At 69.9% G+C, this 9,177-nt stretch carries 6 protein-coding genes; 2 read left to right on the top strand and 4 right to left on the bottom strand.

Annotated elements, in window-relative coordinates:
• Window positions 1–93 precede the first annotated feature (93 nt).
• The 4 genes from FPZ41_RS15700 to FPZ41_RS15715 all read right to left on the bottom strand — a co-directional run bounded on the left by FPZ41_RS15700 (window position 94) and on the right by FPZ41_RS15715 (window position 6,256).
• Window positions 94–1,761: an LCP family protein gene (locus FPZ41_RS15700; protein WP_152863092.1), complete on the bottom strand. Its 1,668-nt coding sequence runs from the start codon at window positions 1,759–1,761 to the stop codon at window positions 94–96.
• Between the two features lie 332 nt (window positions 1,762–2,093).
• Window positions 2,094–3,818 (bottom strand): LCP family protein, encoded by a 1,725-nt coding sequence (locus FPZ41_RS15705; RefSeq protein ID WP_322620280.1) that lies wholly within the window; start codon window positions 3,816–3,818, stop codon window positions 2,094–2,096.
• A 222-nt stretch (window positions 3,819–4,040) separates the two neighbouring features.
• Window positions 4,041–5,291 (bottom strand): LCP family protein, encoded by a 1,251-nt coding sequence (locus FPZ41_RS15710; RefSeq protein WP_322620281.1) that lies wholly within the window; start codon window positions 5,289–5,291, stop codon window positions 4,041–4,043.
• A 209-nt stretch (window positions 5,292–5,500) separates the two neighbouring features.
• A complete protein-coding gene (locus FPZ41_RS15715) occupies window positions 5,501–6,256 on the bottom strand; it encodes a TIGR03089 family protein (protein WP_322620282.1) in 756 nt (251 codons plus the stop codon).
• A gap of 138 nt (window positions 6,257–6,394) precedes the next feature.
• Here FPZ41_RS15715 and FPZ41_RS15720 point away from each other — a divergent pair, with 138 nt between their 5' ends.
• Both FPZ41_RS15720 and manB read left to right on the top strand, forming a co-directional pair.
• Window positions 6,395–7,759, top strand: a complete 1,365-nt coding sequence (locus FPZ41_RS15720) for a peptidoglycan recognition protein family protein (protein ID WP_152863070.1) — start codon at window positions 6,395–6,397, stop codon at window positions 7,757–7,759.
• 202 nt (window positions 7,760–7,961) lie between these two features.
• The gene (gene manB, locus FPZ41_RS15725) at window positions 7,962–9,044 is read left to right on the top strand and encodes a mannose-1-phosphate guanylyltransferase (protein ID WP_322620283.1); all 1,083 of its coding nucleotides are present in this window, start codon (window positions 7,962–7,964) and stop codon (window positions 9,042–9,044) included.
• Window positions 9,045–9,177 lie beyond the last annotated feature (133 nt).

Genomic DNA, 9,177 nt, shown 5'->3' on the forward strand with positions numbered 1-9,177 from the left:
ACGGGGACCCCGTGCGGGGCCCTCACCCTTCCGTGGTACGCCACCGGGCCACCCCTCGCCATCGGGCGGCCGGAGACAATCCGCCATGCGGAGCTACCAGGTGAAGTTCGGGTCCACCTTCATGCACGCCTTCTTGTCGGCGCCGTTCAGGGCGTCGGCGGACTCGGGCGTCGTGTCGTCCTCCTTCTTCGCCTGGTACGCCGTCCCCTCGCGCCAGTCCGCGCCCACGACGAGCGTGACCCCGCTGACGTCGGTCGACTTCTCCACCTGGCCCAGTGGGATGCCCAGGGCCCTGGCGACCGCCTGGGCGTCGCCCTCCAGTTCCGCGCTCGGATAGCGCACGACGGTCTCGTCCTCGGCTGCCGCCGTGGTCTGGTCGGCCGTGGTCCTGGTGAAGCCCTTCTCCACGAGCAGCCCGCGCACCGTGCTCGCGCGCCCGCCGACCGGACCCAGTGTCGACGTCCTCGTGCCGTTCTGCACGAGCACACCGATCTCGTCCTCCGGCGCGGCCGGGTCGGACGAGGTCTCCTCCGTGGCCGGCTTCTTCTCGTCCTTGCCGTCCAGCGCGATGTCGTCACGCACCAGCCGGAACAACTGCTCGGCGTCGCCCTCCTTCGGGATCACACGGGCGCCGACGTACGTGTACGGCATCGTCGTCATCGTGATCCGCTCGGGCTCGACCCCGCGCAGCTGGGTGCTGAGGTCGTACAGCTTCTTCACGGTGCCCAGGCCGTCGTCGACGGTCAGGGCGTCCGTGGCCTCCTCGGCCAGGTTGCGCAGCTTGTTCGGGTTGGTGATCGTGGCGTTCTCGCGCAGCTCGCGGACCATCGAGTTCATGTACTGGTGCTGCGCCTTGGCGCGTGCGATGTCGCTGCCGTCCTCGAAGCCGTACCGGGTGCGCAGCCACTGCAGTGCCTGCTCGCCCTTGACGTAGGTCGTGCCCTCCTTCAGCTTCAGACCGGAGCCGTGCCCCTGGCTGTCCTTGGAGTAGATGTTGGCGTCGACGCACACGGGCACGCCGCCGATCGCGTCGGCCATCGACACCACGCCCGCGAAGTCCACCATCATGAAGTGGTCGATGCGGATTCCGGTCAGCTCCTGCCAGGCCGCGACCGTACAGCCGGGGCCGCCGCGGCCCAGCGACTGGTTGGTCATCACCGGGCCGGCGGACGCCGGGTACACCTCGCCGTCGTCGGGGTCCGTGCACTTGGGGATCTGCAGCAGCGTGTCGCGGGGCATGCTGATGACCGACATGTTGGTGCGGTCGGCGGACAGGTGCAGCAGCATCTGGACGTCCGCGAGCGGGGTGCCGCCGAAGGTCTCCTTGGCGCCACCGAGCTTCTGGTTCTCCTTGGTGTCCCGCGCGTCCGAGCCGATGAGCAGGATGTTCAGCGGGGTCTGACCGGCCGCGTTCGGCGTCGGCCCGGCGATCTCCTTGTCACCGAGGTTCAGGTCGTCCTTCTTGATGTTGCCGTTGAGGTGCTCGTAGTAGAGGTAACCCGCTCCCGCGGTGCCGAGTATCAGCACCGCCAGGACGGTCGCCGACCAGCGCAGGACGCGGCGTCTGCGGCGTGGGCCTCCGGGAGCGCTCCCTCGCTCGCGGCCACCCCCGCCGTGCTGTCCGCCGCCCTGCGGCTCGGACGCCGGGGCACCGTTCTCCTTCGGGCCGCTCCCGGCGTCGTGCTGTCCGTCGCCACCGCCGTCACCGGCCTCCCGCACCCCTGGCCGGCAACGATCCTCTCGCACACCACCGCGCACCAACTCCCTGCCCCTCCCCACCCTGCCTGCCGAACGGGACCGTCCCCGCGCACTGTTGGACTGTCGAAAGCCCAACTCGGATGTACTCACGACTGGTTTGAACGCGTCACAGGTCCGATCCGTATGACACGTTCGTACGCCCGGTCCTGGACGCCCCGTTGCGCCCGCCCCGGACAGGAGTACGCGCCCGGCTCGGCCACCCGTCGTGCCGCCGACCCGGACACTCACGAGGAACGCCCGGGCCGGACACGCGCACGCCCGCTCGGGACGCGCTCTCGTGTCCGGCCCGGACACACCTCACACGTTGTGAGACGCGAAATGACCCCGTCAGGTCATCACTCGGCGCACGTTTCCTTGTCCGCCGTGTTCTTCTCGACGTCCAGATCGGCCGCCGACGCGCTCCCCGACTTCCCGGCGCCCTTGAAGTCCTTGCCGAGGGTGAGGATCATCGCGGGCAGCCCCTGCGCGTTGCTCTCGCTGGCGCCGTCACCGGGCTTCAGCGCGGACGCGGACAGGCCCAGTATGTCGGCCAGCTTGCGCGCCTGGTCGGCCTGGTCGGGATCGTACGCGAGGGTCGTCTTTGCCTGGTTCTTGTCGGCGTTGCCGAGCTGACTGGACTTGGTGACGCCCTCGTCGTTCTGCAGGTAGGTGAGAGTCTCCTGTGCGCTGCCGGCGACGGCGCCTCCGTTGTAGATGTCCACCCGGACCTCGGAGGCCTCCGCCCGCGGACCCTTGAGCTTCGCGTCCTCCTTGGCCTTCTGCTGCTTCTTCACCTCGGTGAGCGACACATCGTCCCTGACCGTGTCGAACAGCGCCTGGGCCTTGTCCGGGGCGGGCAGCACGGTCGCACCGTCGGTGTTGTCGATGACGGGGACGGTCGTGAACGTGAGGTTCTTGGTGTTGACCTTGCCGATCTCCTGGCCGAGCGCGGCGAGCTTGCGCAGGTCCGCGATCTTCGAGTCGACAGTGAGCGCCTCGGTGCCCGCCTCGGCCAGCTTCAGCATCTTCGACGGGTCGGTCAGCGTGTCGTTGGACTTCAGCTTGCGCATCAGTGAGCTGAGGAACTGCTGCTGGAGCTGGATCCGGCTGAGGTCGCTGCCGAAGCCGACGGTGTACCGGGTGCGCACGAACGCCAGTGCCTGCTCGCCCTGGATGACGCTGTTGCCCTCGGGCAGCTTCAGGTGGGACTTCGGGTCGTCGATGGGCTTCTTCAGACAGACCTCGACACCGCCGACCGCCGTGGACAGCGTCTTCACCGCGTTGAAGTCGGCCACCATGAAGTGGTCGGGGGTGATCCCGGTGAGTTCCTTGACGGTCCGCATCGTGCAGCTCGGGGTGCGCCCGGACTGGCCGAGGCTCACGTTGAAGCGGGTACCGGGCGTGCCCGCGATGTCCTTGGTGCTGCCGTCCTCCTGCGTGGTCGGGCAGTCCGGGATGTCCACGACCATGTCCCTCGGGATGCTCATCGCGGTCGCGTTCGTACGGTCCTTGGAGACGTGCAGCAGGATCGTGGTGTCCGCGTGGCCGGCGCTGCCGGTGTCGCCGTATCCCTCGTTGCCCTTGCCGCTGCGTTTGTCGGTGCCGATGATCAGGATGTTGATCGCGCGGTCCGTGCTGAAGCCGCCGGTGCTCGCGCCGTCGTCGGAGAGAGCCGTGATGTTGCCGTTGAGGTGCTGGTAGTAGAGATAGCCCGCCGCGCTCCCTCCGACGAGGAGGAAGGCCAGCACGCCACCCGTCCAGACGAGGGCCTTCTTGCCCTTGCCCTTGGGCTTCGTCCGGCGGCGTCCCGGCGGCGGCTCGGGCGGCGCGCCACGCCGACGGCGCTGTCCCGGCACCACCTCCGGCATTTCCCGGGTGCCCGGTCCCGCCGACACGGGTCCCGTACGGGTTCCGTCGGACCGCTTCCCCGTGGCGCCCGCACCGTTTCTCCGGGGCCTCGGCACCGTTGACTGCGGTGCGGAAGGGGTCAGTCGCAATTCGTATTCACCGGTGTTCGGGTTGAGCACCCACTGGTCTGCGGGGTCGATGCCATCCGCCCGCCCACGGCCTTGCGCGTCCACGGTTGTCCGATTCCTCCGTTGGGGCCACGCGGCGCCTTCCCCCTCAAAAGGCGCTCGGGTCTCGTGCAAGTGGTGCGCGGCCGAAGAAGGCCCGGCACACCGGATCGCTCACACTATCCGCCCGATTAGGCGTCAAGCGACGGCGGTGACAAATTCAACGTCCATACAACTGGGCAATCCGCCCATTTCTTAGTGCATTTGTTCCCTGCGTTGACACGCGTTTTACCTACAGGTGCCCTCGGCGGCCGTGCTGCCGCGGAAAGTAGGAGCTGGATCGGACTCACGGGAGCCCTCCTCGCGCGTGTCCCCAGGGGACTCGCTGTAGTCATGCGGGTGCGCGTTCGGCTCCTTGTACGGATTCTCCCCGCCCATGTGTTCACTCCGGTCCCCGGCTTCCGGCGCCGCATTGCGGCTTTTTGGACCGGAATACTCCGTATTCTCTGTGACCACCGTCACTGGGGCGTCCGCGCGCAACTGCGCAAAGAGTTTCTCCGCCGCGGGCTCCACGAGTTGGTCGCGATTGGTGTCGAAGGGGTACGACCGGCGGGGTGCGGTCAGGAATTGCACGTTTCCCGTAGGGATCATGCGCATGCCCCGCACGAGGTCGTACAAACCGCGCAAACTGGCCAGCTCCGGGTCCGTGGTGAGTGCCGAAGTGGCCGCGTCCAGTACGGGGTAGAGCCTCGCCGGGCTCAGCAGGACGCCATTGCTCTTCACCTTGCTCACCAGTGCGCCGAGGAACTGCTGCTGGCGGTCCATCCGCTCGGTGTCACTGCCGTCGCCCAGGGATTTGCGGGCGCGCACGTAACCGAGCGCCTGTTCGCCGCCGAGCCGCACCTTGCCGGCGGGCAGCCGTAGTTTGGCCGCCTCGTCGTTGATGGGCTCCCTCATGCAGACCTCGACCCCGTCGAGGGCGTCGACCATCTCTTTGAAACCGCGGAAGTCGACCACGATGTGGTGGTCGACACGGATGTCCGTCAGCTTCTCGACCGTACGGATCGTGCAGGCCGGTCCGCCCGTCTGGTAGGCGTGGTTGAACACCGTGAACACGGGCTTCGTGCGCGTCCCGTCCCGCCTCAGGCAACTGGGCACGTTCACCATCAGGTCGCGGGGCAGGGACACCGCGGTGGCGCTGCGCCGGTCGGCCGCGAGGTGCAGCAGGATCGTGGTGTCGGAGTGCTCGCTGCCGGAGTTCCGCCCGTATGTGAGGTTGCCCGCTCCCGAGCGTGTGTCCGAACCGATCAGTAGGATGTTCTGCGCGTCACGCACCAGCGCGGTGGGGCGCTCCTTCTCGTACCGGGAGAGTTCGGCCGCCGTCCTGGTGTCCGGCGTGATGTTCCCGTCCAGCTTCTCGTATGCCGCCCACCCGACCCCGGCGGTCCCGGCCGCGAGCACGGCCAGCCCGACCGCACTCCACTTCAGCCACTTCCGCGGCCGGCGTATGCCGCTCGGGGCGCCCTCGGTACCTCTCACCTCCGGGTCACCCCCTCGTGTCGTACGAGCGACGTGCTCTCACGACGATGCCCCAGGGAGGGCGGGGATGGCGGCCGGGAGTGGGCCGAATGGGCGAGGAGCCGAGAACTTGGGGGAGTGGCAAGCCGCCTCGTCCCCGCAGCGACGAGACCACCCGCGGCCCCCCGTGTCCCGCTCAGGCCAAGCGGCAGCGAGCCGGCAGTGAGCCGTCAGCGCGCCGTCGCCGTCACCCGCTCGTTCTCGACCCGCTTGGCCAGCGCGTCCTCCCCGAGCCGATCGAGGTGACGGCACAGCACCACGGACCCGCCCGTCGCGAGCGGCGCGTACAACCCGGCGTCCAGCCCCTCCCAGGTGTCGTACGGCAATCCCGACAGCAACCGCGACCCGGGCCCGGTCAGGCCCAGCGCGGGCGCCTCCGCCCGGGCCCGCTCGACGACCTCCGCACCGCTGAACTCCCGCCCGGCCACGATGAGTGCGGGCTCTTCGGGGTCGACGGGCACGTACGGCGCGAAGCGGTCACCCTGGCCCGGGACCTCGACGGCGTAGTCGCTGAACCCCTCCGGCGGCTGCGGGAAACGCCCCCCGAGCGGCCGCAGCGCCAGCGCCACGCGCTCACCGGAGCAGGCGCGGGCCGCGTCCAGCGTGTCGGGCCCGCTGACCACGATGTCGGCCGCCGCCGGCGTACCGGCCACGTCCGCGACCACACCCACCGACGAGCACGCCAGCAGCCACACGGCGGTCTGCCAGTGCGCGGGCAGCAGGAGCGCGACCCGGTCGCCGGGCTCGGCGGAGAGCCCGTCCTGGAGCAGGTTCGCGGTCTTGGCCACCCAGTTGGCGAAGGTGGCCACGGACAGTTCGACACGTTCGCCCGTGGCGTCGTCGTAGAAAGTCACCAGAGGGCGCGCGGGATCCGTGGCGAGCGCGGATCGCAGCAGGTCGGCAGGGGTGCGGTCGGTGGCGTTCACGCGGCAAGCGTACGCGGGGCGCGAGTCGGGTCCGGCCGCCCGGTCGATCGGCCGGACCACCGGTTCGGGGGAACTCGGCCGACGATCCGTTAAGTCCTGGATATGCATATAAGTATGACTGTGCCCAAGATCAGGCGTATGCGTAGATTCCTGGCATCCTCGATCGGCGTCACATGCGCCGCGGCCCTGTCCCTTCCCCTGGTCCTGCCCGCGCCTCCGGCCTCGGCCGCGTCGGTCACCCCACGGTCCGGCGAGTCCCCGTCCGGTGAGCCTCTGTCCGCCGAGCCCGTGTCCGGCAGCACTCAGTCGATCCCGCTCGTCCCCTTCGGCGGTGACCGCGCGGGCGGTCCGGACGCGCCGGAACAGGGCGTCACGCGCCGGGGCGTGCGCTCGTTCTCGCTGGTCGGCGTCGTCTGGGACGACCCGGAAACCGAGCTCCGCGGCCGCGTCCAGGTCCGTACCCGGGCGACCGGCACGGCCCGCTGGTCGGGCTGGCAGGACATCGAGACGCACAACCAGGAGCACGCGGCGGACCCGGAATCCGCCGAGCGCGCCTCCGGACGCGTACGCGGTTCGACGGCGCCGCTCTGGGTCGGCGCCTCGGACGGGGTCGAACTGCGGGTCCGCGCGGAGATCGAGCACCGGACGGGAGTCCCTGGAGTCCAGACGCTGCCTTCGGGGCTGCGCCTCGAACTCGTCGACCCGGGCCTCGGCACCGAGCCCCCACCGGTCGGCGGTGGCTCCGCTGACACCTCGCGCCTCGGCCCGCTGACCGCCGAGGCGGCCGCCGCCTCCGCCGTGAACGCGGAACTCGCGCCGCTGGGCGCCCTGGAGATCCCCGCGCTGTCCGCACGGGACGCCGACCAGCAGAACGCTGCGGACCCCGGCGCGGCTGCGCGCGTCGCCCCCCGTCCGGCCATGGTCACACGCCGCGGGTGGGGTGCCGACGAGCAACTGCGGGAGCGCCAGTTCCTCTACACGAAACGGGTCAAGGTGGCCTTCGTGCACCACACCGCGTCGGGCAACAACTACAGCTGCTCGCAGGCCGCTTCGGTCATCCGCAGTATCTACCGCTACCACGTGCTGAGCACCGGCTGGCGCGACATCGGCTACAACTTCCTCATCGACAAGTGCGGAACCATCTACGAAGGCCGCGCTGGCGGCGTCGCCAAGGCCGTCATGGGCGCCCACACCCGCGGGTTCAACGCGAACAGCATGGGCGTCGCCGTCATCGGCAGCTTCGGCACCACGAAGCCGCCCGGCGCCGCGGTCACGGGCATCGCGAAGCTCACCGCCTGGAAACTCGGGCTCTACGGGGCAGTCGCGAACGGCAAGACATATCTGACGTCGGGTGGTGGCAATCTCTACGCAAAAGGTAAGAAGGTACGACTGAACGTGATCTCCGGTCACCGGGACGGCTTCGCCACCGAGTGCCCCGGCCGCGCCCTCTACAGCAGGCTCGGCACGGTCCGCTCGCAGGCGGCGCGGTACCAGGGCCGGTAGCTGGGCGCTCCAGATCGCACACGACCAACCCCGCACTACACCTGCAACTACAACTCCACACAGAGCCGTCTCCCTACACAGCCGTCGACGGACCCCGCACCGCCATCGAAGGCGTATCGAACGCAGGCGTATCGAACGGTCTGCACACACTGGCCGGCCGACACTCAGTTCGGCCGGTCCCGGCAGGAAGCAGAGACGACAGGTGACAGAAGCGATTCTCCTGGTCGGTGGCAGAGGCACCCGACTGCGTCCGCTCACGGTGCACACCCCGAAGCCGATGGTTCCGGCGGCGGGCGTCCCCTTCCTCGCGCACCAGTTGGCACGGGCGAGGGCAGCGGGCGTCGACCACATCGTCCTGGCGACCTCGTACCTGGCCGAGGTCTTCGAGCCGTACTTCGGCGACGGTTCGGCGCTCGGCCTCCACCTGGAGTACGTCACCGAGGAGGAACCCCTCGGCACCGGCGGCGCCATCCGCAACGTGGCCTCGCGTCTGCACTCGGGGCCCGACGACCCGGTCCTGGTCTTCAACGGCGACATCCTCACGGGCCTCGACATCAGGGCCCTGGTGGCGACCCACCGGTCGACCGGCGCGGACGTCTCCCTGCACCTGACACAGGTCACGGACCCGCGCGCCTACGGCCTGGTCCCCACGGACGCGACAGGCCGAGTGACAGCCTTCCTGGAGAAGCCGCAGACCCCCGAGGAAATCGTCACGGACCAGATCAACGCGGGGGCGTACGTCTTCCGCCGCTCGGTCATCGACACGATCCCCACGGGCCGCCCGGTCTCGGTAGAACGCGAGACGTTCCCGAACCTGCTGGCGGCGGGAGCCCACCTCCAGGGCATGGTCGACTCGACCTACTGGCTGGACCTCGGCACCCCGGCGGCCTTCGTCCGCGGCTCCGCCGACCTGGTCCTCGGCCGGGCCCCGTCCCCCGCGATCCCCGGCCGCTGCGGCGACCGTCTGATCCTGCCCACCGCCCGGGTCGCCGGAGACGCCAAGCTGACCGGCGGCACGGTGGTCGGCGAGGGCGCCTTCGTCGGCGAGGGGGCGCGCGTCTCGGGCAGTACGGTCCTCGCGGGCGCCGTCGTGGAACCCGGCGCCGTCATCACCGACTCCCTGATCGGCGTCAGGGCCCGCATCGGCGAGCGCTCGATCCTCACCGGCGCGGTCATCGGCGACGGCGCGGTCATCGGAGCGGACAACGAACTCCGGGACGGCGTACGCGTGTGGTGCGACGCGAGAATCCCGACAGCGGCGGTGCGCTTCTCGTCGGACGAGTAGCCGGCCAGCCCGTCCGGCGCTTGAGGACGAGGCCGTCAAGGCCGATGAACACCACCCACCCACCCGCACCAACTCACTCGCCCCGGGCCCCGCCCACAGCGGGGGTCTGGGGGCGCAGCCCCCAGTGATGGGA

Source organism: Streptomyces acidicola (assembly GCF_009377235.1).
Taxonomy (GTDB): Bacteria; Actinomycetota; Actinomycetes; order Streptomycetales; family Streptomycetaceae; genus Streptomyces; species Streptomyces acidicola.

What these genes read in the sequence shown, in the direction of transcription:
- FPZ41_RS15720 (WP_152863070.1), top strand. Translation starts at nt 6,395, where the DNA reads ATGCGTAGATTCCTGGCATCCTCGATCGGCGTCACATGCGCCGCGGCC.